27 protein-coding genes are annotated in these 26,843 nt (G+C 67.4%); 15 read left to right on the forward strand and 12 right to left on the reverse strand.

Annotation, left to right across the window (positions count from 1 at the left end; all coding sequences use genetic code 11):
* The 11 genes from EMQ25_RS00910 to EMQ25_RS00960 all read right to left on the reverse strand — a co-directional run bounded on the left by EMQ25_RS00910 (position 1) and on the right by EMQ25_RS00960 (position 12,739).
* On the reverse strand, positions 1 to 918 hold the full coding sequence (locus EMQ25_RS00910; RefSeq protein ID WP_127186675.1) for an amidohydrolase family protein: 918 nt from the start codon (positions 916 to 918) through the stop codon (positions 1 to 3).
* A 41-nt stretch (positions 919 to 959) separates the two neighbouring features.
* Positions 960 to 1,871 (reverse strand): NAD(P)-dependent oxidoreductase, encoded by a 912-nt coding sequence (locus EMQ25_RS00915; RefSeq protein ID WP_127186676.1) that lies wholly within the window; start codon positions 1,869 to 1,871, stop codon positions 960 to 962.
* Between the two features lie 74 nt (positions 1,872 to 1,945).
* The gene (locus tag EMQ25_RS00920; RefSeq protein WP_127186677.1) at positions 1,946 to 2,728 is read right to left on the reverse strand and encodes an enoyl-CoA hydratase; all 783 of its coding nucleotides are present in this window, start codon (positions 2,726 to 2,728) and stop codon (positions 1,946 to 1,948) included.
* Positions 2,725 to 3,909 (reverse strand): CaiB/BaiF CoA transferase family protein, encoded by a 1,185-nt coding sequence (locus EMQ25_RS00925; RefSeq protein WP_127186678.1) that lies wholly within the window; start codon positions 3,907 to 3,909, stop codon positions 2,725 to 2,727. The genes EMQ25_RS00920 and EMQ25_RS00925 overlap by 4 nt, the downstream gene beginning before the upstream one ends.
* Before the next feature lie 163 nt (positions 3,910 to 4,072).
* Positions 4,073 to 4,879 (reverse strand): GntR family transcriptional regulator, encoded by an 807-nt coding sequence (locus EMQ25_RS00930; RefSeq protein WP_127186679.1) that lies wholly within the window; start codon positions 4,877 to 4,879, stop codon positions 4,073 to 4,075.
* Between the two features lie 92 nt (positions 4,880 to 4,971).
* The gene (locus EMQ25_RS00935; protein ID WP_127186680.1) at positions 4,972 to 5,976 is read right to left on the reverse strand and encodes an Ldh family oxidoreductase; all 1,005 of its coding nucleotides are present in this window, start codon (positions 5,974 to 5,976) and stop codon (positions 4,972 to 4,974) included.
* A 24-nt stretch (positions 5,977 to 6,000) separates the two neighbouring features.
* On the reverse strand, positions 6,001 to 7,485 hold the full coding sequence (locus tag EMQ25_RS00940; protein ID WP_127186681.1) for an NAD-dependent succinate-semialdehyde dehydrogenase: 1,485 nt from the start codon (positions 7,483 to 7,485) through the stop codon (positions 6,001 to 6,003).
* 44 nt (positions 7,486 to 7,529) lie between these two features.
* A complete protein-coding gene (locus EMQ25_RS00945) occupies positions 7,530 to 8,753 on the reverse strand; it encodes an iron-containing alcohol dehydrogenase (protein ID WP_127186682.1) in 1,224 nt (407 codons plus the stop codon).
* A 197-nt stretch (positions 8,754 to 8,950) separates the two neighbouring features.
* Entirely contained in the window at positions 8,951 to 11,170 is a 2,220-nt protein-coding gene (locus EMQ25_RS00950) for a xanthine dehydrogenase family protein molybdopterin-binding subunit (protein ID WP_127186683.1), read from the reverse strand.
* A gap of 1 nt (position 11,171) precedes the next feature.
* On the reverse strand, positions 11,172 to 12,158 hold the full coding sequence (locus EMQ25_RS00955; protein ID WP_127186684.1) for an FAD binding domain-containing protein: 987 nt from the start codon (positions 12,156 to 12,158) through the stop codon (positions 11,172 to 11,174).
* Positions 12,155 to 12,739 (reverse strand): 2Fe-2S iron-sulfur cluster-binding protein, encoded by a 585-nt coding sequence (locus EMQ25_RS00960; RefSeq protein ID WP_425290219.1) that lies wholly within the window; start codon positions 12,737 to 12,739, stop codon positions 12,155 to 12,157. The genes EMQ25_RS00955 and EMQ25_RS00960 overlap by 4 nt, the downstream gene beginning before the upstream one ends.
* Before the next feature lie 92 nt (positions 12,740 to 12,831).
* Between EMQ25_RS00960 and EMQ25_RS00965 the strand changes: the two genes are divergently transcribed.
* The 12 genes from EMQ25_RS00965 (at position 12,832) to EMQ25_RS01020 (ending at position 24,235) form a co-directional block, all read left to right on the forward strand.
* Positions 12,832 to 13,221 (forward strand): hypothetical protein, encoded by a 390-nt coding sequence (locus tag EMQ25_RS00965; protein ID WP_127186686.1) that lies wholly within the window; start codon positions 12,832 to 12,834, stop codon positions 13,219 to 13,221.
* Positions 13,222 to 13,280: 59 nt separating this feature from the next.
* Positions 13,281 to 13,802: a YcnI family copper-binding membrane protein gene (locus EMQ25_RS00970; protein WP_127186687.1), complete on the forward strand. Its 522-nt coding sequence runs from the start codon at positions 13,281 to 13,283 to the stop codon at positions 13,800 to 13,802.
* Positions 13,803 to 13,866: 64 nt separating this feature from the next.
* Positions 13,867 to 15,462: a copper resistance CopC/CopD family protein gene (locus EMQ25_RS00975; protein ID WP_158625901.1), complete on the forward strand. Its 1,596-nt coding sequence runs from the start codon at positions 13,867 to 13,869 to the stop codon at positions 15,460 to 15,462.
* A gap of 23 nt (positions 15,463 to 15,485) precedes the next feature.
* Positions 15,486 to 16,037 carry a copper chaperone PCu(A)C gene (locus EMQ25_RS00980; RefSeq protein ID WP_127186689.1) on the forward strand — a complete coding sequence of 184 codons (552 nt, stop codon included), beginning with the start codon at positions 15,486 to 15,488 and terminating at the stop codon, positions 16,035 to 16,037.
* 12 nt (positions 16,038 to 16,049) lie between these two features.
* Entirely contained in the window at positions 16,050 to 16,664 is a 615-nt protein-coding gene (locus tag EMQ25_RS00985; RefSeq protein WP_244606423.1) for an SCO family protein, read from the forward strand.
* An 87-nt stretch (positions 16,665 to 16,751) separates the two neighbouring features.
* Entirely contained in the window at positions 16,752 to 17,576 is an 825-nt protein-coding gene (locus tag EMQ25_RS00990; RefSeq protein WP_204569798.1) for an isocitrate lyase/PEP mutase family protein, read from the forward strand.
* A gap of 82 nt (positions 17,577 to 17,658) precedes the next feature.
* Positions 17,659 to 19,008 carry an aminotransferase-like domain-containing protein gene (locus EMQ25_RS00995; RefSeq protein WP_127186690.1) on the forward strand — a complete coding sequence of 450 codons (1,350 nt, stop codon included), beginning with the start codon at positions 17,659 to 17,661 and terminating at the stop codon, positions 19,006 to 19,008.
* A 152-nt stretch (positions 19,009 to 19,160) separates the two neighbouring features.
* Positions 19,161 to 20,396 (forward strand): Zn-dependent hydrolase, encoded by a 1,236-nt coding sequence (locus EMQ25_RS01000; protein WP_127186691.1) that lies wholly within the window; start codon positions 19,161 to 19,163, stop codon positions 20,394 to 20,396.
* 15 nt (positions 20,397 to 20,411) lie between these two features.
* Positions 20,412 to 21,323, forward strand: a complete 912-nt coding sequence (gene puuE, locus EMQ25_RS01005) for an allantoinase PuuE (protein WP_127186692.1) — start codon at positions 20,412 to 20,414, stop codon at positions 21,321 to 21,323.
* A 78-nt stretch (positions 21,324 to 21,401) separates the two neighbouring features.
* On the forward strand, positions 21,402 to 22,385 hold the full coding sequence (gene dctP / locus EMQ25_RS01010) for a TRAP transporter substrate-binding protein DctP (protein WP_127186693.1): 984 nt from the start codon (positions 21,402 to 21,404) through the stop codon (positions 22,383 to 22,385).
* A 103-nt stretch (positions 22,386 to 22,488) separates the two neighbouring features.
* Positions 22,489 to 22,956, forward strand: coding sequence for a TRAP transporter small permease (locus EMQ25_RS01015; RefSeq protein WP_127186694.1), 468 nt, complete (start codon positions 22,489 to 22,491; stop codon positions 22,954 to 22,956).
* A 7-nt stretch (positions 22,957 to 22,963) separates the two neighbouring features.
* The gene (locus EMQ25_RS01020) at positions 22,964 to 24,235 is read left to right on the forward strand and encodes a TRAP transporter large permease (RefSeq protein WP_127186695.1); all 1,272 of its coding nucleotides are present in this window, start codon (positions 22,964 to 22,966) and stop codon (positions 24,233 to 24,235) included.
* Here the strand turns inward: EMQ25_RS01020 and EMQ25_RS01025 are convergent.
* Positions 24,232 to 25,146 carry an IclR family transcriptional regulator gene (locus EMQ25_RS01025; protein ID WP_158625902.1) on the reverse strand — a complete coding sequence of 305 codons (915 nt, stop codon included), beginning with the start codon at positions 25,144 to 25,146 and terminating at the stop codon, positions 24,232 to 24,234. The two genes, EMQ25_RS01020 and EMQ25_RS01025, sit on opposite strands and share 4 nt — an antisense overlap.
* A gap of 178 nt (positions 25,147 to 25,324) precedes the next feature.
* Here EMQ25_RS01025 and EMQ25_RS01030 point away from each other — a divergent pair, with 178 nt between their 5' ends.
* From EMQ25_RS01030 to EMQ25_RS01040, 3 genes are read left to right on the forward strand one after another with little or no spacing between them, the layout of a single operon-like run.
* Positions 25,325 to 25,744, forward strand: coding sequence for a hypothetical protein (locus EMQ25_RS01030; protein WP_127186697.1), 420 nt, complete (start codon positions 25,325 to 25,327; stop codon positions 25,742 to 25,744).
* Between the two features lies 1 nt (position 25,745).
* Positions 25,746 to 26,462, forward strand: coding sequence for a MotA/TolQ/ExbB proton channel family protein (locus tag EMQ25_RS01035; protein ID WP_127186698.1), 717 nt, complete (start codon positions 25,746 to 25,748; stop codon positions 26,460 to 26,462).
* A complete protein-coding gene (locus tag EMQ25_RS01040; protein WP_127186699.1) occupies positions 26,452 to 26,838 on the forward strand; it encodes an ExbD/TolR family protein in 387 nt (128 codons plus the stop codon). Before EMQ25_RS01035 ends, EMQ25_RS01040 begins: the two co-directional genes overlap by 11 nt.
* Positions 26,839 to 26,843: the final 5 nt, after the last annotated feature.

Here is a 26,843-nt window from a genome sequence, read left to right on the forward strand (position 1 = left end):
TCAGAGCGCGTGTGGCAACCTGTACACGCGCGCCGCAGTCTCGCTGAAAAGCTTCGCTTGATCCTCCTCCCCGAGGTCCGCTGTCGCTGCGGCAAAGCCGGAGAAGATTGTGTCGAAGTCCCCGGCAAGCGAGTCAACCGGGAAATTGCTGGCGAACATCGCGCGGTCGGCGCCGAAGATGGCGATGACGTCGCGGATGATCGGGCCGTTGGCCTCGAGCGTCCAGGGCAGGCCAGCTCGGCCGATGCCCGATATCTTGATGAAAACGTTGGGTTCTTCTGCAACCCGTTGCAGAGCCGCGCGCCAGGCGTCGAGTGCCTCCGGGCTGCGGTCTGCGGGCAGTCCGGCATGATTGACGATCATCGGGATTTCCGGGAAATCCTGCGCGAGCGCCGCTGCTGCCTCCAGATGCCACCAGGGCGTCTGCAAATCGTAGGAAAAACCGTGGCGCGCCAGCTGGGCATAGCCCCGCCGCCAGGCCTCGTCATCCATGGACCCGGGTTCGCCGCGCCGCGCCTCTGCAGGCGAAGAGGCTGCGGCCGGCTTGTGGCGAATTCCGCGAACGATGGGGTGGCGCGCATGGGCTGCGAGCAGCGCTTCTGCCTCGGGCGCAGCCGGATCGCACCAGGCGACCATCGCCGAAGGGACCCCCGCCTCGGCGGCGATCTTTTCGACCCAGGCGCTTTCATCGGCTGCCTTGGTACGGTTCCATTCGGCTTCGACATAGACCGAACCGGCAAGTGGCCATGCGGCCGTATCCCGCCGATAGTCCATGGGCATGTAGTTGCGGCAGATTGCCGAGTAGTCGCCATAGCGAAACGGAATGCGCTCCGTCTTCAGCCAGGGGAGGTCGTTGTCCAGATCCCAGATGTGGTGATGCGCATCGATGACCGCGCGCGGACGGGCTCGCGCGCTCATCGTCTCACCATCTCCGGGCGATCGTGCCGCCGGCTGCGCATTCAGCGGCCCGAGCGATCGCGTTCGGCGGCGTCGTGCTCATAGAGCTTCACGATCGCAGCGGAATCGCTCATTTCGTGGCCGAGTGCGACATAGTCCTTGTAGCGCTGCACGCCCTGCTCGATGACCTTAAGGTCGAGCCCGAGGCCCCGGGAGAACTCCGAGACTGCCTTCAGGTCCTTGAGCAACTGGCGGGCGTAGCTCGAGGGTGGCTCGAAAGCGCGCTGCTGCATTTGCGGGTAGAGGCGCTGCAGCAGGCTGCTGTCGGCGTGGCCGCCTGCAAGGCATTGGGGAAGGCGCGCGGCATCGATACCGGCGGCCTCCGCCAGCATCAGCGCCTCGGCCATGACGACATAGCCGGTACCGACGATCGCCTGGTTCAGGATCTTGGTGGTCTGGCCCGCCCCGACCGGGCCCATGAGGGTCAGATTGCCGGCCATGGTCTCCAGCACGGGCTTAACGCCGGCGAAATCGGCTTCGTCGCCGCCCGCCATGACGGTCATCTTGCCGGTGCGGGCGAGCTGCGGGCCGCCCGAGACCGGGGCGTCGATCCAGCCGGCGCCGGTCATCTCCCTGAGCCGGGCCGCCGCCTGGCGCGTGCCCTCCGGATCGGCGGTCGAAAAATCGACGATCACGGAGGGACCCTTGCCCGCCGCTGCAACCCCGTCCTCGGCGAAAATGCAGCGTTCGACCGCGGCCATGTTGAGCACGCAGAGCATGACGATATCGCTCTGGGCGGCGACGGCGGCGGGCGTTTCCATCGCGATCGCGCCATGAGGAACGACGGTCTCGAGGCGTTCGGGCTCGAGGTTCCAGACCCGGACTTCATGGCCCAGGTCGAGCAGGTGGCGCACCATGGCCTCGCCCATGAGGCCAACGCCGATGAAGCCGATCCGCTGGCTCGTCTTTTCCATATTCGTGCCTCCCATTCAGCGGGCTTGTGCCCGGCGTTCTTGCATGCGCGACCTGTGTGTCGCGCCCGTCGTGTTCAGCGCCCCTGCCACTCCGGCAGCGCCTTGGTGCGCGAGAGAAAAATCTCGACGCCGCGCCTGAAGTCTTCGCTCCCATAGACCTGCGAGACGATGTCATCGGCTTCAGGCAGGTTTTCGAGGCTCATGCGGCGAAGCATTTCCTTGGTCGCGCGGGTTGTGAGCGGGGCGTTCTCTGCCGCACGCACGCAGATCTCGGCGACCCGCTCGTCGAGGGCGTCCCGCTCCACCGCATCGAGCAGGAAGCCGGATTTGTGGAGTTCCTCGGCCCCGATGATCTCCCCGAGCAGCACCATGCGCTTGGCGACCGGCACGCCGACCGCGCCGCCGATGCGTTGAAGGCTCATGGGCGAAAGGCAATTGCCCAGCGTGCGCCCGATGGGCGAGCCGAAGCGGGCGTCCTTGGTCGCGATGCGGAAATCGCAGGCGGCCGCAATGTTGAGCCCACCGCCGACCGCCCAGCCATCGATGATCGCAATGCTCGTGACCGGCAGTTCGTCGACGGCCGCCATGCAGTCATCGATGCCGTGTTCGTATGCGATGCCGTCGCTGCCGTCGGTGAACTTGGCGAAGCCCGAGATATCTGTGCCGGACACGAAGGCCTTGCCGCCGACGCCCCGGAAGGTGACGACGCGAATGCTCGGATCCGCCGCTATGGCCCGCGCGTGGTCGCGCATTTCGCGCCACATCTGGCCCGTCAACGCATTGTAGGCGGCCGGGTTGTCGAAACGGATGTGGGCAACATTGCCCGCTATTTCGAGCGTGGTGCTTGGCGCGCTCACTCGGCGGCTCCCTTCGCGGGTGCGATGAGCCCCTTGGCCGCGAGTTCGGCCATGATCTCGTCGGCGTGCTCGTTGAGCAGCGGGGGCGGCATGCGGATCTGCTGGGGCGTGCCGCTCATTTTGACCGGGAAACCGAGCGCACGGAACTCCCCTTCAACCGGATGGGGGACCATCTGCACCATCTCGCGAGCGATGGCCTGCTCGGACTGCACGGCACCCTCATAGTCGAGGATGTCGGCGACCGGGATGCCGGCCTCCTGCAGGGCTTCGATCCATTCGGCCTTGGTCCGGCTTGCGAAGGCCGGGGCGAGGGTGTCGATCAGCTCAACGCGGTTGACGACGCGAGCGGCATTGGTCGAGAACCGCTCGTCCTCCTGCAGGTGCTCGACGCCCATGACCTTGATGAGCTTGAGCCAGAGGCCCTGATTGGCGGCGCCGATGACGAACCAGCCATCCGAGGCGGCGACGGCCTGGTAGGGCGCCGACATGCGGTTGGCCGAGCCGATCGGAACCGGAGATTTGCCGGTGCCCCAGAGTTCGGTGGTTTCCCAGATCGAGAGCGCGAGCGCGGCTTCAAAGAGCGAGGCGTCGATATACTGGCCTTCGCCCGAAGTCTGCCGGCCGATGATGGCGCTCAGGATGGCATAGCAGGCGAACATGCCGGCACCGAGATCGGCGACGGCGATGGAATTCTTGGCCGGCTCCATATCGGGGAAGCCGTTCGAGCTCAGAATGCCCGAGACGGCCTGCGCGATCAGGTCGAAGCCGGGGCGCTGCGACCAGGGGCCGGTCTGGCCGAAGCCCGAAATGCTCGCGTAGACGAGCCGGGGATTGATGGCGCGGAGGGTCTGGTAGTCCATGCCGAGGCGGCCGGAGACGCCGGGACGCGCATTCTCGACGAGCACGTCGGCCGTCTTGACGAGGGCGTAGAGCGTCTCGCGCCCTTCCTCGGACTTGAGGTCGAGCGTGATGCTGCGCTTGTTGCGGTTGAGCGCGAGGAAGCCGGGGCTGTCGCTGCCCTTGAGGCGGAAGCCCATGGAATGCCTGGTGGAATCCCCGGTCTCGGGCGGCTCGATCTTGATAACGTCGGCCCCCATATCGGCCAGCAGCATGCAGCAGAACGGCCCGGCCATGACCTGAGAAATGTCCAGCACGCGGATGCCTTCGAGCGGCAATGCCATGATCGTCCTCCCTATGCGTAGCGACCGTGGCGCCGAGCAGCCTTGCTTGGCGGCACGAGCCGGTCACCGCGTCTCAAAACGCTATATCCTATATGATCTACCAAGGCGCGTTTGGGGAGTCAACCGGAGTGGCGACTTCTTTCGGCGTGGTTGGGTCGGCGGCTCAGGAGGCCGCGCGCGGCTTGCGCGGACGGCCGCGACCCGAGCGGCCACCGGCCTTTCCGGCCTGTGCAGCCTCGGCTTTTGCGACGGCGGCGAGGCGTTCCTCGATGACGCTGTCGATGCGCTGGCGGGAGGCGAGGAGGTGTTCGCGCATGGCGGTTTCGGCGGCTGGCCCGTCGCGGCGGAGCAGCGCTTCGATCAGCTGGCCGTGCTCGGAGACGGCCTGCTGGGGGGCGTTGGTGTTGAAAAGAAAGCGGAAAATGTGGAGGTGGACGTGAAGGCCTTCGATCGTTTCGGCGATGAAGCGATTGCCGCTGGCGGTGGCGATGAGGTGGTGGAGCTTGGCGTCGCCTTCGGCGTAGTTGGCGTAGGCGAGGTCGGTTTCCTCGGCTGCGGTTTCAAGCTCGCGGGCGAGGACGGCGAGGCGCTCCAGCATCTCGGGGCTCGCCCTCTCGGCGGCCAGAGCGGCCATTGCCGGCTCGAGTAACATACGGATTTCAAAGAGAGAATCGACGTCGACCGAGGACAGGAGAGGGGCCGCGCGGAAGCCGACATTGGGGATCTTGTGGGCGAGTTTCTGCGCTTCGAGCAGCGTCAGCGCCTCGCGAATCGGGGTTGGCGAGATCTGCAGCTCGCGGGCCAGGGCCTCGATGCCGATATGGGCGCCCGGCTGGATCTTCATGGTCACCAGCATGCCGAGCAATTGCTCATAGGCCAGTTCCACCAGGGACTTAGGGTAGGTGGGGCGTTGCTCGTTCAGCGCGATGAGGCGCGCAAACGAAAAGGGCTCGCTGGGCATGGAGGGCATGGGGTCACCGATCGAAATTCACTATAAAATATAGGATCGACTGATGCGGAACAACATGTTTCGAGCATCAAATTTGACGCATCTTGCAAAACTTACACTTTCGACTTGCCGGCAAGGCGCAAAATCGGCTGCCAGACTGCGTCGGGCAGGGGAATGTCACCCTGCTGTCGCATGGCGTGGGTCTGGTTTGCACGATCGCCGGGAACACGTACGGGGCGATCCGGATCGGCGGGCGGGCTCTGCCGGACTTCTTCGAGGAAGGCCGAGATCGCGGATGCGGCGCCGGTCGCCGGCTCGAGGACGATGAAGATATCCCCCTTGTTGCAGGGAGCGGTAGAGTCGAGCGTGCCTTTGACGGCGGGACCGAGCGCGCAGGCGGTGAGGCTGCCCACGAGGACCTCGAAGGCGAGCCCGAGCGCATAGCCCTTGGGGCCGCCGAAGGGGGCGAGGGCGCCGTCACGGGCGCGGGCGGCGTCGGTGGTGGGATTGCCCTCCGCGTCGAGCGCCCAGCCCTCGGGAATGGGCTCGCCGCGCGCGGCGTGATCATGGATGCGGCCCATGGCGACGATGCTGGTCGCCATGTCGAAGACGAAAGGATCGGGATGGGCGGGAACGCCAATGGCGATGGGATTGGTGCCGAGCATTGCGGAGCGCCCGCCCCAGGGGTGCACGAGCGCTTCGCTGATGGTGAGGGCGATGAGGATGCGGCCCGAGGCTGCGACCTGCTCGGCGTAAAAGGCGAGCATGCCCAGATGATCACAATTGCGGATGGCGGCGACCGCAATGCCGGTCTCGGCGACGCGCCCGGAGATCGCATCGAGCGCGGCCATGGCAACGACCGGGCCGAGGCCCTGCCGACCCTCGACCTCGAGGAAGGCGGCGCCGCGCCAATGGGCTTCGCCGCTCGTGTGCGGATCGGTGACGCCATTGGCGATCCGCTCGATGACGCGGGGCAGGCGCAGGAGCCCGTGGGAGGGGAGGCCGCGCAGCTCGGCCTCGAGAAGGAGGTCGAGCTGACGTCGTGCGTGGGGGAGCGGGACGCCCGCGCCGAGAAGGGCGGCCATGCCGGCCTCTTCGATTTCAGCGCGCGTCGGCATGGCCCGCTCCTCCCCCCATACCGCTTACCAGGTGACGGCGATGTACTTGGCTTCGGTGAACTCGATGAGCCCGTGATGGGACCCCTCGCGGCCGAGCCCGCTCTGCTTGACCCCGCCAAAGGGCGCGGCCGGATCGGAGACGAGACCGCGGTTGAGCGCGACCATGCCGTATTCGAGACGCTCGGAGACCTGGAGCCCGCGCCGCAGATCGGCGGTGTAGACATAGGCGGCAAGCCCATATTCGGTATCGTTGGCCATGGCGATCGCCTGCTCCTGGTCCGAGAAGGTGCGGATCGCAGCGACCGGGCCGAAGATCTCGTCGCTGAGGATCTCGGCGCCATCGGGAATTCCGGTGACGACCGAGGGCGGGTAGTAGAAGCCCGGGCCTTCGCCCGGCTTGCCCCCGAGCACGATCGACGCGCCCTTTGCGACCGCATCATCGACGAGCGACTGGATCTTCTCGACGGCCTTGGGATTGATCATCGCGCCGCACTGGGTGGCCGGATCGGTGCCGGCGCCGAGCTTGAGCGCGCCCATGCGGGCGGCGAGCTTTTCGACGAAAGCGTCGTGGATGCCTTCCTGGACGTAGAAGCGGTTGGCCGCGGTGCAGGCCTCGCCGCCATTGCGCATCTTGGCGACCATGGCGCCTTCGATGGCCGCATCGAGATCGGCATCATCGAAGACGATGAAGGGGGCGTTGCCACCAAGCTCCATCGAGCAGCTGATGATGCTGTCGGCGGCTTCCTTGAGGAGGGTGCGCCCGACGGGGGTCGAGCCGGTGAAGGAGAGCTTGCGCACGCGCGGATCGTGCAGGATGGCGCTGCAGACCGGCCCGGCCTTGCGGGTGTTGATGATGTTGACGACGCCATCGGGCACGCCGGCATTGCGCAGGATCTCGCCGATGGCGAGCGCGGTGAGCGGGGTTTCGGTGGCGGGCTTCAGGATGCAGGTGCAGCCGGCCGCGAGCGCCGGGGCGATCTTGCGGGTCGCCATGGCCGCGGGGAAGTTCCACGGGGTGATGAGGAGCGAGACGCCGATCGGCTGGTATTGCACCATGATGCGGTTGCCCCCGGCGGGCGCCATGGCGAGCTCGCCATTGATGCGCACCGCTTCTTCGGCGTACCAGCGGAAGAATTCGGCCGCATACATCACTTCGGAGCGGGCATCGGGCAGGGCCTTGCCGTTTTCGAGCGAGATCAGATAGGCGAGCCAATCGGCCCGCTCGACCATGGCTTCGTAGCAGGCAAGCAGGATCGTGGCGCGCTTGCGCGGGGGTGTCGCAGCCCACTCGGCGGCGGCGGCCGAGGCGGCGTCGACCGCTGCGATGCCGTCCTCGACCGTGCCATCGGCGATGGTGGTCAAGGTCTCGCCCGTCGAGGGATTGAGGACGTCGATGCGGTTGCCTTCGCGGCCCTCACGCCACTCCGCCCCGATCAGCAGGCCGGTGGGAATGGGGAAACCGCCTTCGCCCGAAAAGCCGGAGACGCTGTAGCTGGTATTTTCTGTCATTGTTGCACCTGTCATTGAGGGGCCTGGCGCGCTTGCGCCGGATTTCAGGACTGGAGGAGCCGGGTGCGGTCCCCCGCCTGCGCCGCTTCGGTGATGGCGAGCATGCCGGCAAGATCGAGCGGACGGGGATTGTTGCGCACGAGGCGCTCGGCCTTGAGCGCGCCTTCGGCGATTTCCTTTTCATGGCCGGGGGCAAGCCCCAGATCGGCGAGCGAGACGGGCACGCCCACTTCGGCAAAGAGCTCGCCAACCGCATCGATGAAGAGCTGGCTGAGGTGCTCGTCGGCCATGCCGGGATCCCCGAGGCCCAGTTCACGGGCAAGCTCGGCGAGAGGCGCTTCGGCCGCGGAGCGGTTGAACTGCATGACATAGGGCAGGAGCGCGCCGACGCCATCGCCATGGGCGGTGTGGGTGAGATTGCCCACGGGGTATTGGAGCGCATGGGCGGCCGCCGTGCCGGCGGTGCCGAAGGCGCAGCCGGCGGCAAGCGAAGCGAGCATCATGCCTTCGCGCGCCTCGAGATCGGAGCCGGTGCTGGTGGCGCGCGCCAGATGGGTGAAGACCTGGCGAACGGCGAGCTTTGCAAAATGATCCGAAAGCAGATTCTTGCCGATGAAGACCTGGGTTTCGGTGAGGAGCGGATCGGCTTCGCGCGGGCGGCTGGTGAAGGCTTCGACCGCATGCGCCAGCGCATCGGCGCCCGAGCAGGCGGTGAGCCGCACCGGGCAGGTGACGGTGAGCTCGGGATCGCAGATGGCCATGGCCGGGATGATGTGGGGGCTGGCGATGCCGACCTTGGCGCCGCGCCCCTCATCCATGACCACGGCGACGGGGGTGACCTCCGAACCGGTGCCCGAAGTCGTCGGGATGGCGATCAAGGGCATGACGGGGCCCGGCACGGCGAACTCGCCATAATAGTCGCTGACGGAACCGCCATGGGTGAGCATGATGGCTACGACCTTGGCGAGATCCATGCAGCTGCCCCCGCCGATGCCGATGACGAGATCGGGCGAGAGACCCTCGGCTGACTTGACCGCATCGTCGATGCAGTCGAGCGGCAGATCGGCAATGGTGCGATCATAGACCGTGGCCGAAACGCCATGCGCCTCGAGGTCGGCGAGGAGCTCGGCGAATTCGGGCGTGCCGGCGAGCCGGGCATCGGTGCAGACCAGCGCCTTGCTGCCGAAGCGGGCGGCGGCCTTGCCGGCGGCGCGCCGCTGTCCCTTGCCAAAGACTATGGTTGCCGGAAGTCGCAGGGCTCCGAACATGATCTCTCCTCAAATGCCGCTTGTGGCGCGCGCGCTGGCCGCGCTGCTCGGTTTCAATCGCTATATCCTATAGGATTTCCGCCTTTTGAAAAGAGGGTTTCTGCGCTCGGGTCGCACCCGTACCAAGGACGAGGGGGGCGCCAAGCGCGCCCGTAGTAGAGGCCGGGGGGGCCGCCAAGCGCTCCCCCCGCGGACGATCAGGGTTGGACGGCGTCGGGATCGGGCAGGTGCGCGATCAGCTTGTCGAGGGTTAGGGGGAAATCGCGCACGCGCATCCCGCAGGCATTGTAGACGGCATTGGCGATGGCCGCGCCGGCGCCTGAAATGCCGAGCTCGCCGATGCCCTTGGCGAGGAGCGGATTTGCGGCGTGGTCGCGCTCCTCGAGAAAGACGACATCGATGCGCGGCACGTCGGCATGGACGGGCAGATGATATTCGGCAAGGTCGTGATTGACGATGGTTCCGAGCCGGGTGTCGTGGACCAGTTCTTCTGTAAGGGCCGTGCCGATGCCGAAGACCATGCCGCCGATGCATTGGGAGCGGGCGGTCTTTTCGTTGAGGATGCGGCCGGCCGCAAAAGTGCCGTGCATGCGCCGGACGCGGATCTCGCCGGTGTGGACGTGAACGCCGACCTCGGCGAAATGCGCGCCGAAGGCGGCCTGGACGAAGTTCTCCTCGGTCTTGCCCGGCTCGACGGTCGCGGTAGCGACGAGCGGTTCGGTGACAAGCTCGCTGAAGGGCTTGGCAGCATTGCCGCGTCGGGCCATGCCCTCGGAAAGGACCAGCTCCTCTGGGGTCGCGCCGATGCGCTCGGCGAGCGTTTCGCGCAGGCGCTTGCAGGCGAGATAGACCGATGTGCCCGCGCTCGCCGCCCCGAAGCTGCCGCCCGAGCCGGCTGCGGCGGGGAAGGCCGTATCGCCCAGATGAACATCGATGGCCTCGACGGGAAGGCCCAGCATTTCGGCGGCGATCTGGGCGAGGATGGTATAGGTGCCCGTGCCGATATCGGTCATGTCGGTTTCGATGAGCGCGCGGCTATCGGTGCCGAGGGTGACCCGTGCGCTCGAGGTGATGAGCATGTTCGAGCGGGCTGCGGCGGCCATGCCCTGGCCGATCCACCATTCGCCCTCGCGCCTGTTTGCGGGGCGGGGATTGCGGTCCGCCCAGCCGAAGGCGCTCGCGCCGTGATCGAGGCATTCGGCGAGCGAGCGGCTCGAAAAGGGCAAGTCGTCCATGGGGTGGCGCGGGGGCAGATTGCGCTTGCGCAGTTCGACCGGATCGATGTCGAGGGCCTCGGCGAGCTCGTCCATGGCGCCTTCGAGCGCGAGCATGCCGACCGCTTCGCCCGGCGCGCGCATGGAGGCCGACAGCACCTGGTTGAGCGTGACGATGGAATTGCCGAAGCGGCGCGCCTCTCCGCCATAGAGGAACTGGGTGGAGGCGCTCGCGGGCTCGGAGAAATCCTCGTCGGGCAGGTTGGCGGTGATGGTCTCGTGGCCGATGCCGGTAAGCCGGCCATCGGCGCCGGCGGCGAGGCGGACGCGCTGGATGGTCTCGGAGCGCCGGACGGTGGCTTCGAAGACCTGCTGGCGGGTCATCACCACCTGCACCGGGCGGTTGAGGGCGCGGGCGGCGAGGGCGGCCGCGACACTCTCCTGGCTGATGCCGAGCTTGGCCCCGAAGCCGCCCCCGACATAGTGAGCGATGATGCGCACCTTGTCGGGCGCGAGCCCGAGGGCGTCGGCGAGCTGCTGGCGGTCGCTCGAGAGCATCTGGTAGGCGCCGTAGACGATGAGGGTGTCCCCCTCCCAGAGCGCGGTGCTGGCATGGGGCTCCATGGCGGCGCTGTTCTGGGAGGGCGTGGTCCAGACCGCGTCGATGCTCGCGGCGGCGTCCATCATGGCGCGGTCGAGATCGCCCTGGGATTTCTGCGAGCTTTCCTTGGGCCTCGCCTCCGACTGGAGCGCGCGGAAATCGAGCCGGGCCTCGGCGGGGGCGTAGGCGATGTCGAGGGCGCCGGCGGCGTTGCGGGCGGCCTCGAAGGTTTCGGCGACGACGAGGGCGACGGGCTGGCCGAAATAGGCGATCTCGCGGACGCCCTGGGCGGGGGCTTCGGTCTCAAGGCCCTGGCCGGGATTGCGCAGGAAGGTCTCGTAGTCGGTGACGACGGCAAGGACGCCGGGGAGAGCGCGGGCGCGGGTCTCGTTTATCCCGGTGATGGTGCCGGCCGGGATGGTCGAGCCGACGAGGACGCCGTGCACCATGCCGGGGAATTTGAACTCGGCGCTGTAGCGGGCGCGGCCGGCGACCTTGAGCGGGCCCTCGATGCGGTCGATGGGGCGGGAGATGACGTTCTGGCGGGTGTGATCGAGGAGGCTCGAGCCGACCGGCTCATCCATCTTGAAGGTAATGTTCATCTCAGCTGTTCCCGGCGCAGGCGGTGGCAAGGACGCTCGCAAGGGTGCGGCGGGCGAGGGGGGATTTGAAGGCGTTGCCGTCCTCGGTTCGCGCGGTGGCGAGCAGACGGTCGGCGGCGGCCGCAAAAAGGGCGGGCGAGGGCGCTTCCCCGATGAGAAGCGCCTCGACCTCGCGGTCGCGCCAGGGCATGGGGGCGAGGCCGCCGAAGGCGAGGCGGGCAGCGCTGATCCGGCCGTTCTCCATCGCGATGATGGCGGCGACCGAGACGAGCGCGAAGGCGTAGGAGGCGCGGTCGCGGACCTTGCGGTAGAGCTGCCGGCCCGGTGGGGGTGGGGGCAGGATGACGGCCGTGATGAGGTCGCCGGGGGCAAGGCTCGTCTCGATGTGCGGGGTGTCCCCGGGGAGGCGATAGAGATCGGCGAGCGGTATGGTGCGGGTCTGCCCGTCGGGCCCGAGGATTTCGACTTCGGCCTCGAGCGCCATCATGGCGACGGCCATGTCCGAGGGGTGGGTGGCGATGCAGTGGGGGCTCGTGCCGAGGATGGCGTGGATGCGGGTGTGACCGCCAATGGCGCTGCAGCCCGAGCCGGGCTCGCGCTTGTTGCAGGGGGTGGCGGGGTTGTAGAAATAATAGCAGCGGGTGCGCTGGAGGAGGTTGCCGCCGGTCGTCGCCTTGTTGCGCAATTGGCCCGAGGCGCCGGCAAGGAGCGCGCGGGAGAGAACCGGATAGAGCCGGCGCACGGAAGGATCTGCGGCGAGCGCGGCATTGGTGACAAGGGCGCCGATGCTGAAGCCCCCCGCTTCGGTCGGGGCGATCCCGTCGAGCGGCAGGCGCGAGATGTCGATGAGGGTTCGGGGGGTCTCGATCTCGAGCTTCATGAGATCGAGAAGATTGGTGCCCCCGGCGATGAAGCGCGCCTCGGCGCCCGATTGTGCCCGCGTCGCGGCCTCTGCGCTTTCGGGGCGCTGGTAATCGAAGGCCCTCATTTTGCGGCACCCCCGACTTCGGCGATGGCATCGACGATATTGGGATAGGCCGAGCAGCGGCAGAGATTGCCGCTCATGCGTTCGGAAATCTCCTCGCGGGTGAGGGCGGGGTCGGCCTCGAGATCGTCGGTGACGTGGCTCGGCCAGCCCGCTGCGATCTCCTCGAGCATGCCGGTGGCCGAACAGATCTGGCCGGGGGTGCAATAGCCGCACTGATAGCCGTCATGGGCGACGAAGGCGGCCTGAAGCGGGGAGAGGGCGTCCGGCGTGCTAAGCCCTTCGACCGTGGTGATGGCATCGCCCTCATGCATGACCGCGAGGGTGAGGCATGAATTGATGCGCTTTCCGTCGAGCAGGATGGTGCAGGCCCCGCACTGGCCGTGATCGCAGCCCTTCTTGGTGCCGGTGAGATCGAGATGGTCGCGCAGCGCATCGAGGAGCGTGGTGCGCGGATCGATGTCGAGCGCATGCTCTGTGCCGTTGACGGAAAGGGTGACGTGCATGGGGACCTCTGTGGCGGGCCTCGGGGGCGGGGTGCATAGCGTGCAATGCCGGGAGGCGCCGCCGCGTTCCGCACGCATCTGCGCGTAGCTGCACATGAGGCCACCGGTTGCGGCAAATTGTGCCTTGTGGCGAAGCGGGGCGCGCTGCTATGCGGAGGTCAGGAGGGCCCATGGCGCCTTTGGCACGCAAATCGGTGGCGCGGGAGATCGGGACGGCTTTCGCCGTGCTTGCGGTCTATCTCCTCACCCTGCTCGTGCCGCTCCACCAGGCCGCGGCCTCGCAGCGGGACTTTGCCGCGCTCGGCTACGAAACCATCGGGGCCTGGTCGGTCTGTACGGCGATCAACGAGGCCGGGTCCGAGGACCAGACGCCGACGGCAGTCAACTGCCCGGTCACGGCGGTCGGCAAATTCCAGCTCGCGCTCGTCGATCCGGTGCCCCAGCAGGTTTTCGTGCCGGTGGTGTCGCTCGCGGTCTACTTCACGCCCGACACGCGCGCGCCGCCGCCTGCGGCCTTGTTCCATACGATCGAGCCACGCGCTCCACCAGTAGCGGTCTGATCCCTCGCGCACGGATGTCGTGCGCGGTTTTCAAGACCTATTGCTACTGGAGATCAAAGATGATCCGCGCTTTCTGCCGTCTTGGCCTTGCGGCCCTCACCCTGTCCGCCCTCACCGTTCCGGGCCTTGCCCACGCCACGCTCGAAGTCCAGGAGGCCCGCATCGGGTCGGGCTTCAAGGCGGTGCTGCGCGTGCCCCATGGCTGCGGCACCGAAGCGACCAATGTGGTCCGCATCCAGATCCCCGAGGGGTTCTTCGCGGTCAAGCCGATGCCCAAGGCCGGCTGGGACCTCGAAACCGTCACAGGGAGCTATGAGAACACCTATCTCAACCACGGCACCGAGGTGACCGAGGGTGTCGTCGAGATCGTCTGGTCGGGCGGCAATCTGCCCAATGAATGGTATGACGAGTTCGTCTTCCGCGGCACGTTTGCGGACTCGCTCGAGCCCGGCGTGTTCTACTTCCCCGCGATCCAGGAATGCGCCAATGGCGAGGAAGCCTGGATCGATACGAGCGGAGAGCCGGGCGCCGCTTATCCCGCGCCCAAGGTGACGCTGATCGAGGGTCCTGCGGGGCACTGACGACACCATGCCGGTGCGCGAAGGCGCGCCGGCATTCCCGTCACCCCGAACGCGGACCATCGAGATGACCCGACCCCTGCAGGCGCCCATGCGCGCGCTCGCCATGCTGCTGCTGACGCTGATCCTCGGCGCGCCGCAGGCCCTCGCTCATGCAGTGCTGCTTTCGAGCACGCCCATGGAAAATGCCATGGTCGAGGCGGCGCCCGAAGCGGTTACGCTCGGGTTCAACGAGCCCGTCAGCCTCCTGACCGCAACGCTGATCACGCCCGATGGCGAAAGCCTGCCGATCGTGGCCGAGGGGCTCGGCGGAAGCACGCTCGCCATCCCCTTGCCGGCGGATCTGGGGGAAGGCACCCATGTCCTGAGCTGGCGGGTCGTCTCGGCGGACGGGCACCCGGTGGGCGGGGCCAATGTCTTTTCCATCGGTATAGTGACGGGCGCTGCCAGCGGAGCGGTCGTGGTGGACCCCGCTATTGGCGCGCTCCTCTGGGGCGCAAAGGCACTGCTCTATGGCGTGCTGCTCTTCGGGCTCGGTTCGGCAGTCTATGCCGTCGTCTTTGCCCAGGGCGAGGCCGGGCCCCGGAGGCTCGTTTTCGCGATGATGGTCGGGGGGCTCGTGCTCGCGCCGCTGAGCCTCGGGCTCCAGGGCGTCGATGCGCTCGGGGGCCGGATGCCCGATCTCATTTCGCCCGCAAGCTGGGCGACCGGCATGGCGACGAGCTATGGCTGGACGGCGCTGATCCTGATGGCAGCCTTTGCGCTTGGGATTATCGGGTTCGGGCGCGGCGCCGGGCGTGGCGCATCGATCCTCGCCGGATCGGCGCTGCTGCTTGCGGGTCTCGCGCTCGCGCGTTCAGGCCATGCGAGCGCGGCCGATCCGCAGGGGCTGACGCGACCGGCCGTCTTTTTCCATATTCTGGGGATCGTGCTCTGGGCGGGCGCGCTTCTGCCGCTGCGGGGGGCGCTCGCCGAAGGGCGGAGCGAGGGCGGGGCGCTCCTCTCCCGGTTCTCGCGGTTCATTCCCTATCCGGTGGGGGCGATCCTCATTTCCGGCGTGGTGCTCGGGGTCGTGCAACTGGGGCAGGACGTCTCGAGCTGGGTCTCGGGCTATGGCTTCATCCTCCTCGCCAAGCTCGTCCTCCTCGCCATCGTCTTCGGGCTCGCGCTTTATAACCGGCTGGTGCTGACCGGGCGGGCGCTGGAGGGCGATCGCCGCGCACGGCGGGCAATGGGAAAAAGCATTCTCGCCGAGATCGCGCTCATGGCGCTCGTGCTCCTTTTGGTCGCGGGCTGGCGGTTCACCCCTCCGCCGCGCGCGCTTGCGGAGGCTGCCGCCCTCCCCATTGCGATGCACATCCACACCGAGGCGCTGATGGCCGATCTCGAGATCACGCCCGCGCGCCCCGGGCCGAACGCGATCGCGGTTTATCTGATGGATGGGGATTTTGCCGCGGTCAGCCCGCAATCGGTCGAAATCCTCGTTTCGGCGCCCGAGCGCGGGATCGAACCGACCCGCGTGCCGACGAGCCTCGGCGAGGACGGATACTGGCGCGCGGAGGGAGTGACCCTGCCGCTCGCCGGCGCCTGGCAGATCGACCTCGAAATCCGCCTCAGCCGCTTTCAGATGGTGCGGCTCGGCGACAGCTTCACATTGCCCTGAACTTCAAGGAAAGAGAGACAGAGATGAAAACCACGCTCACGAGCCTTCTTGTTTTCGCGCTTCTCGCGGGACAGCCGGCGCTGGCCCAGGACGCGGCGCATGCCCATGACGGCGCCCACGATGCCGCGCACGCTGCCGATAGTGCAAGGGATGTCGTCATCGCAGGGGACCTCGAAATCTCGGGGGCCTTCACCCGCGCGACGCCGCCCAATGCGCCGGTCGGCGGGGGGTATCTGGTCATCGCCAACAGGGGCGATGCGGACGACCGGCTGATCGGCGGGTCGACGGCGATCGCCGGGGCCCTCGAAATTCACGAAATGGCCGTGACCAATGACGTGATGACCATGCGCGAGCTGCCCGAGGGCCTCGTCATTCCCGCCGGTGAGACGGTGACGCTGGAGCCGGGCGGGTATCATCTGATGCTGATGCAGCTCAGCGCGCCGATCGTCGAGGGGGTGCCGGTGACGGTAACGCTCGAATTCGAACGCGCCGGAACGGTTGAAATCGACCTCGCGGTTGCCGCGCCGGGTGCGCGGACGGCGCCGGGTGCGGACCACGGCCATCACGCTCACTAGGAGATATTTGCGATGACTTCTTCTGCATTGCGCATGACGCGCACGATCCTCTGGGCGCTGGTGGCGGTGGCCGCGCTCGGGGCCGGCTGGATCTATTATACCCAGACCCAGGCGCCCCAGCCGCGCGCGACCGCGAGCGGGGCGCCCTATGGCGCGGGCGAATACACGCTTGTCGACCATACCGGCCAGCCCTTCACCCGCGAGGACATGATGGGGCGGCCGGCCATGGTGTTTTTCGGGTTCACCCATTGCCCCGATGTGTGCCCCACGACGCTTGCGGACATGGCGGGCTGGTATGAGCGGCTGGGCGCGGACGCCGAGGCGGTGGACGCCTATTTCGTCACCGTCGATCCCGAGCGCGACACCCCCGAGGTGATCGCCAACTACATCAGCTGGAACGACCGGGTGACCGGACTGACCGGGACGCCCGAAGAGGTGGCAAAGGTGGTGGAGGCCTGGGGCATTCTTGCACAGCGCGTCGAACTCGAGGGCGGCGGCTACAATGTCGATCACACCGCATCGGTGCTGCTGATCGGCCCGGACGGGGATTTCTTCGGCACCATCGCCTATCTCGAAAGTGCCGATACGGCGGTGGGCAAGCTGCAGAGGCTCATCGCCGAGGGCTGACGTCTGGATGAAGACAATGGGATTGTCATCCGATACAAGCGCGATACAATAGCGCCATTGCATCAGGCGATGGCGCGGAGGCGCGAGATGACGGTTCCCATGCAGATGAGCGAGAGGCGGGCGGGAGTGGTGCTGCGGTTTGCGGCGCTCCATGCGGAGGGCATCTTCGTGCTGGCCAATGCGTGGAATGCCGGCAGCGCGCGCATGCTCGAACGGCTCGGCGCGCGGGCGATCGGCACGACGAGCGCCGGGCTCGCCTGGGGGCTGGCGCGCGAGGACGGCGCGGGGCAGGTGCTGCGCGTCGAGGCGCTCGAGAATGCGCGGCAGATCATGGCGGCGACGACGCTGCCGGTTTCGGCCGATCTCGAGAACGGCTATGGCCCGGATCCGCGCGACTGCGCCGACACAATCCGCGCAGCGATGGCGATGGGGCTCGCGGGCGGCTCGATCGAGGACGGCACGGGGCTGGGGGATGGTTCGGTCTATCCCTTCCAGCACGCGCTCGAGCGCATCCACGCCTGCGTCGAGGTGATCCGCGCGGCGCGGAGCCCGTTCATCCTGACCGCGCGGGCCGAGGGGCTGCTGGCGGACGGTCGCAATCTCGAGGCGGTGACGGCGCGGCTCGCCGCCTTCGCGCGGGCGGGGGCGGATGTGGTGCGGCGGATCGAGGACATCGCGATGGTCGCAGGGGCGGTCGGGCGGCCGCTGAGCGTTCTGGTGGAGGCGGGACGCCCGGGCGTCGAGCTCGACGCACTCGAGCGGGCCGAGGTGCGCCGGGTGAGCCTGGGGCGCGGGCTCTTCGATGTCGGCATCGAGGCGGCGGAGCAGGCGGCACGGCAGGCGCTGGCGGCCGGTGTGTTCGGATATGGCGGAGATTGTATCGGTGTGGCCGATACAATGAGGAGGGCGTGATGGTCTTGCGGCGCGAGGGGGATCGCTGGGTGTTCACGCATCGGGACGGCACGCCCTACCCCGAGCCGGAGGCGGGGACGCGATGAGCCTCGAGAAATTGCCGCGCGCGATCGCGGAAGGCGAAATGCCGCTTCATGAGCGGCTGGCCGATGCGATCGCGGCGGCGATCGGGGCGGGGGCGCTGGGGCCCGGCGAGCGGCTGCCGACCCATCGGGAGATTTCGGCGCATTTCGGGGTCGCGATCGGCACGGTGACCAAGGCGATCGATTCGCTCAGCCGACGCGGGATCGTGCGGGGGGAAGTGGGGCGCGGCACCTTCGTGCAGGCGGCCGAGGCGCCGGCGCCCGAGACCGTCAACCTCACCATCAACTGCCCGCTGCCGGTGATCCGGACCGAGCTGATGCAGGCGGCGGTGGAGCGGGCGACGCGGGCTTCGCTCGAGATGCCGTTCGGGGGGTATGTGGACCTCACCGGCACCGAGCAGCAACGGGGCATCGTCGCGGACTGGCTGAGCGCGACGCGGGTGCCGGCGGGAGCCGAAGCGCTCGTCCTCTGCGCGGGCGGGCAGCAGGCGATCCATCTGGCGTTCGGTGCGCTGAAGCCGATCACCGGCACGATCGTGACCGAGAGCCACACCTTTCCGGGCGCCATCGCGGCGGCGGGCAATCTGGGGCTCGAGATGGCCGGGGTGCGGGTCGACCGGGAGGGCATGCTGCCGGACGCGCTCGAGGCGGCGCTCAAACGCACCGGGGCACGCGCGGTCTATACGACGCCCGTCTGCCACAATCCGCTCGGCTTCGAGACGGGCGCGGCCCGGCGCCAGGCGATCCTCGAAATCTGCGCGGCCAACGACGCCTATATCGTCGAGGACGATCTTTACGGGTTCTACGGGCGCAGCGGCGCGCCCACCTACAAAGCGATGGATGGCGAGCGGGTCTTCTACCTTTCGAGCCTCTCGAAATGCCTGACCCCGCTGATCCGGCTCGGGGTGCTGTTTCCACCGCAGGCCTTCCGGGCAGGGATCGCGCGGCAGATGCGGGCCGAAATCTGGGGGGCTTCCCCGATGGCGGTCAATATCGGCTGCGCGCTCCTCGAACTGGGCGCCCATGCCCAGGCGACCGAGCGGCTCATGCGCGAGGCGCGGCTGCGCGTTGCGATGGCGCGCGACATCCTCGGCGACGTCTTTGCACCAACCCCGCCGGCGGCGCCGCATCTGTGGATGGCGCTGCCGATGATGGAGGCCGAACGCCTCGCGCGCCGGGCGGCCGAACGGGGCGTGCTGCTGACCCCGCCGGGGGCAAGTGCCGTCGGGCCGGAGAGCGGCGGCGGGGTGCGGCTCTGCCTTCTTGCGCCCAAGCGCGAGGCGGATCTCGAGCGGGGCCTGCGCATCGTCGGCGCGCTTCTGGCGCATCCGGACGAGGCCGTCGTCTAGACAACGTTCTCCTGGGAGAACTCCAGTTATCTCCGTTATGCGCCTGATGTGCCCGCTGCACTGGGTCCACGGCACCTTCACGATTCCGGATTGACAGCGCCTTTTCGTCATGCAGAACTGTTGTTCTATACAGAGAACAATTGGAGGTTCGCATGGGCAGCTTCACGATCGATCCCGCTTATGTCGAAAAGCTGATCATCGAGATGGCCGAGCACGGATCGGATGGCGGCACGGGCGTATCGCGCACGGTCTATTCGCCCGAATGGGTGGGGGCGACGCGCCAGTATGCGCAATGGTGCGAGGAGGCCGGGCTCGAAACGCGCCATGACGCGGTGGGCAGCGTATGGGGACGCCTCAACGGCAGCGAGGGGGGCAAAGCGTTCGTCACCGGCTCGCATATCGATTCCCAGACCCCGGGCGGTCGCTATGACGGGATCCTGGGCGCGCTGGCGGGGATCGTCGCGCTCAAGGCGCTGAAGGAAACCTATGGCCAGCCCAGGCGCACCATCGAATGCGTGGCGCTCTGCGAGGAGGAGAACAGCCGCTTCCCGACCGCCCAATGGTGGGGATCTCGAGCCATCACCGGGCGGACGACTTCGGAGGATCCCGAACTCGTGCGCGCCTTTAGCGGTGAAACCATCGCCGAGGCCATGCGCGACGTCGGGCTCGATCCCGCGCGCATCCCCGAGGCGAAGCGCGACGACATCGAGGGGTTCATTGAACTCCATATCGAGCAGGGGCCGATCCTCGAACAGGCCGGCCTGCCGGTCGCGATCGTCACCGGGGTCACCGGCATCCGGCACTATATGATCACCCTCAACGGCCAGCAGAACCATGCCGGGGCCTTCCCCATGGACATGCGGCGCGACCCGATGGCGGGGTTTGCCGAAATCGCGTTGGGCGTCATCGATACGGCCCATCGCTGGGGCCGTCCGGCAGTAACGACCGTGGGGCGGGTGAAATCGATCCCCAACGGCATCGCGGTGGTGCCGGGGACGGTCGAATTCTCGATCGATGCGCGCCATCCCGACCCCGCAAAGGTCGAGGGGCTCTATGCCGCCCATGAGGGGCTGATGCGCGAAGTCGCGGCGCGGCGCGGGCTCGAGCTCTCCTGGGAGGTGCTGAACGACCAGCCGCCCTGCATGTCCGATCCCGGCATTCTCGCGCATATGAAGGCCGCTGCCGAAAAGCACGGCGTGCCGACGATGACCATGGCGAGCGGGGCCGGGCACGACACCCAGCAGATGGCGCGGATCGCCAAGGTGGCGATGATCTTCGTGCGCTCGAAGGACGGGCGCAGCCACACCCCGGACGAGTTCTCGAGCATCCCCGACATCGTGGAGGGCATCAAGGTGCTGACCGAGACGCTCTACCGGCTGGCCTATTGAGGGGAGACGAGACCGATGGCTTACACCGAAGACTATCCGCGCGACCTCGTGGGCTATGCCGGCGCGCCGGTCGACCCCAAATGGCCCAATGACGCCAAGCTCGCGATCCAGATCGTCGTCAATTACGAGGAAGGGGGCGAGACCTCGGTCCTTCATGGCGACGCGACCTCCGAGGCGATGCTGACCGAGGATCCTTCCGTGCCCTTCCAGGGCAAGCGCAACATCAGCGTTGAATCCCAATATGAATATGGCAGCCGCGCCGGCTTCTGGCGGCTCCACCGCATGCTGACCGAGCGCAATCTGCCGGTGACCGTGTTCGGGGTGACGATGGCGCTCGCGCGCAACCCGGCGGCGGTCGCGGCGATGAAGGCGGCGGGCTGGGAGATCGCCTCGCACGGGTTCAAATGGATCAATTACGCGCACATGGCAGAGGCCGAGGAGCGTGCGCAGATCGCCGAATCCATCCGGCTCCACACCGAAGTGGTCGGGGAGCCGCCGCGCGGCTGGTATACGGGGCGCATGACCGAGAACACGCGGCGGCTGCTGCTGGAGCTCGGCGACTTCACCTATGATTCAGACTCGTTCGCGGACGATTTGCCCTATTGGACGACCGAGACCGGCACGCCGCACCTCATCGTGCCCTATGCGCTCGACAGCAATGACGTGCGCTATCTCAACAGTCTGGGGCTCCAGGCGCCGGACCTCTCGACCTATCTGATCCGGGCCTGCGACCTCCTTCGTCGCGAGGGCGAGACCGCGCCCAAGATGATGAGCGTCGGGCTTCACTGCCGCGTGGCAGGCCGCCCGGGACGCGCCGCCGACCTCGAACGCTTCCTCGACCACATTGCGGGGCTCGAGGACGTCTGGGTCACCCGACGCATCGACATTGCCGAGCACTGGCGGCAACACCATCCCTTTGCGGGATAAGCCAGCGCATTGACGATCCCATCCGAGCGTGTTCCAAATAGAGGATCGCGTTCTTTATGCAGCACAAGGAACCCTGATATGACCAAGTTCGTCCGTTCCGCCGCCGCCTCCCTCATCGCTCTCTCGGTCGCGCTGACCGGCGCCAGCGCGCAGGCCGCCACGCTCCGTCTCGGCCACGTCTTCGAGGCGACCCACCCGTTCAACGTGGCCGCGCAGGAAGCCGCCGCGCAGTTCGAGACCTGCACGGGGGGCGCGCACCGCTTCGAGATCTACCCGGCGAGCCAGCTCGGCAGCGACGCGCAGCTGCAGGAGCAGATCATGATCGGTGGCGTCGATGCGACGCTGGCCGGCTTCATCTTCGCGGCCAATGCCTATCCGCCGCTGGCGCTCGCCGCGGCGCCCTTCGTCTTCCGCGACCGCGACCACGCCATGGCCTACATGCAGAGCGATCTCTTCAAGGAGGCTTGGGCCGGCTGGGAAGAGGCGACCGGGCAGCACATCCTCTCCTCGGGCTTTTTCGGCTTTTTCAACGTGACCTCGAACCGTCCGCTCGAGACCCCCGAGGACATGGCCGGGCTCAAGGTGCGCGTGCCCAACATGCCCATCTACATGGCCTTCCCCAATGCGGTGGGCGCGGCTCCGACCCCGATCGCGCTTCACGAGGTCTATCTGGCGCTGCAGCAGGGCGTGGCCGAGGGCTCGGTCAACGGGCTCTCCATGACCTATGCCAACCGCTTCTACGAAGTGCAGGACTATGTGAACCTGACCGGCCACATGGTGGATTTCACGCTCTTCATCGTCTCGGACATGGCCATGCAGCAGCTCGACGAGGCCGGCCAGCAATGCCTGACCGAGGCCGCCGAATTCTGGGGCGAGCGCGGCAGCCAGCTGCTGTTCGAACTCGAGGAGGGGCTCCGGGCCGAGCTCGAGGCGCAGGGTGCGCTGACCTTCAACGACGTCGACCGTGCCGCCTTCGAGGCGGCGAGCAAGGACGCGCAGGCGGCCTTCGCCGAGATGCAGGGCGCAACGCCCGAGGCGCTGCAGGCGATCCTCGACCTCTAGGTCCGGGTCTGCCCCGCCGGGCATTGCTGCCCGACCACGCACGAAGCCATGCCGGCAGCGCCCGGCATGGCGGCACGCCCAGAAAGCCCGAGCGAGGTCGCCGATGCCGCGTCGTATCCTCTCCTTCATCGCCGATCTGCAGGCGGAACGGATCCTCGGCGCGCTCGCGCTGCTGGCGATCTTCCTCGTCATGCTGGCCGGGGTCGTCCTGCGCTACGGGTTCTCGATCAGCCTCACCTGGTATGAGGAATTCTGCCGCTACGGGCTCATCCTCATCACCGCGCTCGGGATCGGGGCGGGGCTCAAGAACCGCACGCATATCCTGATCGACACCGGCTACATGCCCGAGCGGCTGCGGCGGGCCGCGGCGCTGCTCGCCTATGGGGTGACGCTGGTGTTCCTCTGCTATCTCGCCTGGTACGCCTTCGGCCTCGCCAACACGCTGCGCACCTCGCGCAGCCCGGCGCTGCAATTGCCGACCGCCTGGTTCTACACCGCCTTCGCCGTGCTCTCGGTGGTCGGGGTCGTGCGCATTCTCGAACGCGCCATCCGCGCCAGAAAGGGATCGTAGCCCGCCCATGCTGCTGCTTTTTTCCAGCCTCATCATCCTCATGCTGATCGGCACGCCGGTGTTCGCGGCGATCGGCGCGGCGTCGCTGCTCTACATGTTCGTCAACGGGCTCAATCCGCTCGTCGCGGTGCAGCGCATGGTGGCAGGGGTCGACAGCTTCACGCTTCTGGCGGTGCCGTTTTTCATCCTCGCCGGCATGCTGATGAACGCTTCCAACGTGACGGACCGGCTCTTCAACTTCGCCAATTCCATGGTGGCGCACTGGCGGGGCGGGCTCGGGCACGTCAACGTCTATGGGAGCCTCATCTTTTCGATGATGAGCGGATCGGCGATGGCGGATGCGGCGGGGCTGGGCGCCATCCAGCTGCGCGCGATGCGCGAGCGCGGCTACGACACCGGCTTTGCGGTGGGCACGACGGCAGTGACGACGATCCTTGCGGGCATCATCCCGCCGAGCCTCGCGCTCGTCGTCTACGGGTTCGTGGCCAATGTGTCGGTGGGGCGGCTCTTTCTTGCGGGGATCGTGCCGGGGCTCCTTTGCGCGCTCTTCATGCATATTGCGATCTTCATCTATGCGGGCATGCGCGGCATGCCGACCGAGCCGCGCCAGGGCTGGGGCGAGCGGGGGCGGGCGTTCCTGCACGGGGTGCCGGCGCTCCTGATGCCGGTGATCATCATCGGGTCGATTTCGCTCGGCATCGCGACACCCACCGAGGCCGCGGCGCTGGCGAGCGCCTATGCGCTGCTCCTGGGCGCGGTTTTCTACCGGACGCTCGACCTCAGGGGGATCGGCAAGGTGTTCGTCGAGACCTTCGAGCTCACCGCGACGATCATGATCATGATTGCGGCCTCGATGCTGTTCGGCTGGATCCTCGTCTACGAAAACGTGGCGCGCGATTTCGCGCAGCTGCTGATCGGGTTTGCGAGCGAGCCCTGGCAGCTGATGGCGGTGCTCGTCATCCTGCTGCTCATCTGCGGAATGTTCCTCGACAATCTCGTCGTCATCCTGATCACGACGCCCATCCTGATGCCGGCGGTGACCCAGTTCGGGATCGATCCGGTGCAGTTCGGGATCATCATGGTGCTGACGGTGATGATCGGGCTGATGACGCCGCCGATCGGGATGGTGCTGTTCGTCGTGACGCGGCTCGCGGGCATGCCCTATCTCAAGGGCTTTATCGCCTGCATCCCGTTCCTCATCCCGGTGCTGGCGGTGATCCTCTTGCTGATCCTCGTGCCGGACGTCGCGCTTGCGCTGCCGCGCTGGCTGATGGGCTAGGCCTTCGAGCCGGCGCGCGGGAAATTCTGGGGCGGGCGACCGCCGATGGCGCGATGGATCTCCCCCACCGCCGCGATCAGCGCGCGGGCGACCTCGCCCTGGCGGGCGGTGATGTCGGGGGTGAGGCCCACGCAATCGAGGATGTAGACGACCTGCCCGGCATTGTCGAAAATCGGTAGCGCGATGGCGGCGATGCCGAGGGTGAACTCGTCGACGCTGAGCGCATAGCCGCGCTCGCGCGTCAGCTCGAGCTGGCGCCACACGCCCTGCATGCTCGTGACCGATGAGGGGGTGTAGGAGACCGGCGTCCATCCGGCGAGCCAGGCCTCGACCTCCTCGGCGTCAACCCAGGCGAGCAGGGCCTTCATGTGGGCGCTGGTGTCGCGCGGGTAGTGATGGCCGACGGGGTAGGAGATTTCGAGCTGGCCGGGCGCGTTGGCCTTCTCGACGACGACGAAGCCGCCATCGGCGTGGGGCTCGGAAAGGATGCAGGAGGTGCCCGTCTGCAGCGGCAGCTCCTGGACGATGGAATTGACCACGAAGAGCGGGGAGGCCTGCAGCGTGATCGAGGAGACGTCGCGCAGGATGCCGGTGCCCAGCTCATAGGTCTTGAGATCGGGATTGAAGTGCAGCCAGCCATGATGGACGAGCGTGCGCAGGATCGAGAAGCAATGGCTCTTGGTGATCCCGGTGTCCTCGATGATCGCCGAGAGGGTCACCGCGCGCGGCTGCTGGTTGATGAAGGCGAGGATCTGGATCGCCTTGTGCACGGCGGGCACGAGATTGGGCCCCGAAATATCGGCATCCCCGAGCGTCCAGCGCTGGCCGTCATTGCGCAGTTCCTCATAGCGCATCTGCGCCGTTGCTGCCTTGAGCGCCACGGCGCCCGCACGATGACTTGGCCCGGCCATAGTTCCTCCAGATCTAGTCTGGGTGTGGCGCATTTGCGGGCAGGGGGCAAGATGAATGTGCAACAGCGCCCCAGAAGCGTGGACGGGGGTACGAACGCGATGCCCGAGAAGGGGGTTTGACAGGCGCGACCGGCCCTCGTTAAAACATGATCATCATAATCATGTTTATGGGTCGGCGATGAGAAGCGTATGTGCACTGGGGCTCGTGATGATGGCCGGGCTCGTCTCCCTGGGGCCGGCAATCGGCGCCGAAGGACGGTTGACGCTCGACCTCAACGGGCTCGAGCCCATCGAGGCGGGGTGCCGCGCGACGTTTGTGGGGCATAACGGGCTCGCCGAGGACATCGCGCGGACCGGCTTCGAGATGGTTCTCTTTAGCCCCGAAGGGCTCGTGACGCGCATGGTGGTGCTCGATTTCGGCGCGCTCGACGCCGGACGCACCAAGGTGATGCAGTTCACCCTCGCCGGCACCGAATGCGCGGGGATCGGGCGGGTGCTGATCAACGACGTGGAGCGCTGCGAGGGGCCGGCCGATGCGGGGGCGTGCCTCGGGGGTCTCGTTGCCGAAAGCCGTTCCGGCATTGCGTTCGGGCTTTGAGATGAGCAGCTTCGGGTCCGAGCTTTTCGTGCAGCTGACGGCGATCCTCGCCCTTGGCGGTCCGGTCGTCGCGCTCCTGATCGCGCTTTCCGTCATTGCGGTGGCGCTCATCCTCATCAAGCTCGTGCAGTTTGTGGGCGCGGGCGTCGGCCGCTGGGGGCGGGCGCGGGAGGCGCTCGAACTCTGGCGGGCAGGACGGCGCGGCGAGGCGCTGGGCGCGGCGCAGCGCGACCGGTCGAGCGTCGGCGCGGCGCTCGCCCAGGGCATGGCGCTGCGGCTCGAGGGCGCGGAGCCCGCGCGCGTCGAGAGCGAAATGGCGCGGATCGCCACGGGGCGGCTCCATGAGCTGCAGAAGGGGTTTCGGGCGCTCGACGCCATCGCGCAGATCTCCCCGCTGCTCGGGCTTTTCGGAACCGTGCTCGGCATGATCGAGGCCTTCCAGGCGATGCAGGGGGCGGGGGCCGCGATCGACCCTTCGGTGCTTGCGGGCGGAATCTGGGTGGCGCTTTTGACGACGGCGGTGGGGCTCGGGGTCGCGATGCCGGTTTCGGTGGTGCTGACGCTGCTTGAAACGCGGGTGGACAATGAACGGGTAGCGCTCGAGGCGATCGTGACCGAGTGGCAGAACCTGCCGGCCCATTCCGATGAGCGGTCGGGCCGGATGGCAGGGACGCGGACTGCACCGATCGTCGCCGGAGATTTTGCCCATGCGCATTGAGACGGTGCGACGGCGGCGGCGGCCCTTGTCGCTGACCTCGCTGATCGACGTCATCTTCCTCCTCCTGCTCTTTTTCATGCTGACCTCGACCTTCTCGCGCTATGCGGAAATTCCGGTCTCGGGCGGGCGTGCGGGAATGGCAGCGGGCGCCGAGGCGATGGGCATCATCGTGCAGCTCGATGCGGCGGGGGGCTGGACGCTCAACGGGCAGACCGTCGGGGATGCAGAGCTTGCGCCCGAGTTCGCGCGGCTCGCCGGGCTCGGGGCGACAGGGGCGGTGCTGCTGCCGCGCAGCGCCGTCTCGACGCAAACGCTGGTCGACGGGCTCGAGACGCTGCGACGGGCGACTGCGCTGCCGATCACGCTGGCGCGCTAGGAGAG

Source organism: Arsenicitalea aurantiaca, from assembly GCF_003994485.1.
GTDB lineage: Bacteria > Pseudomonadota > Alphaproteobacteria > Rhizobiales > Devosiaceae > Arsenicitalea > Arsenicitalea aurantiaca.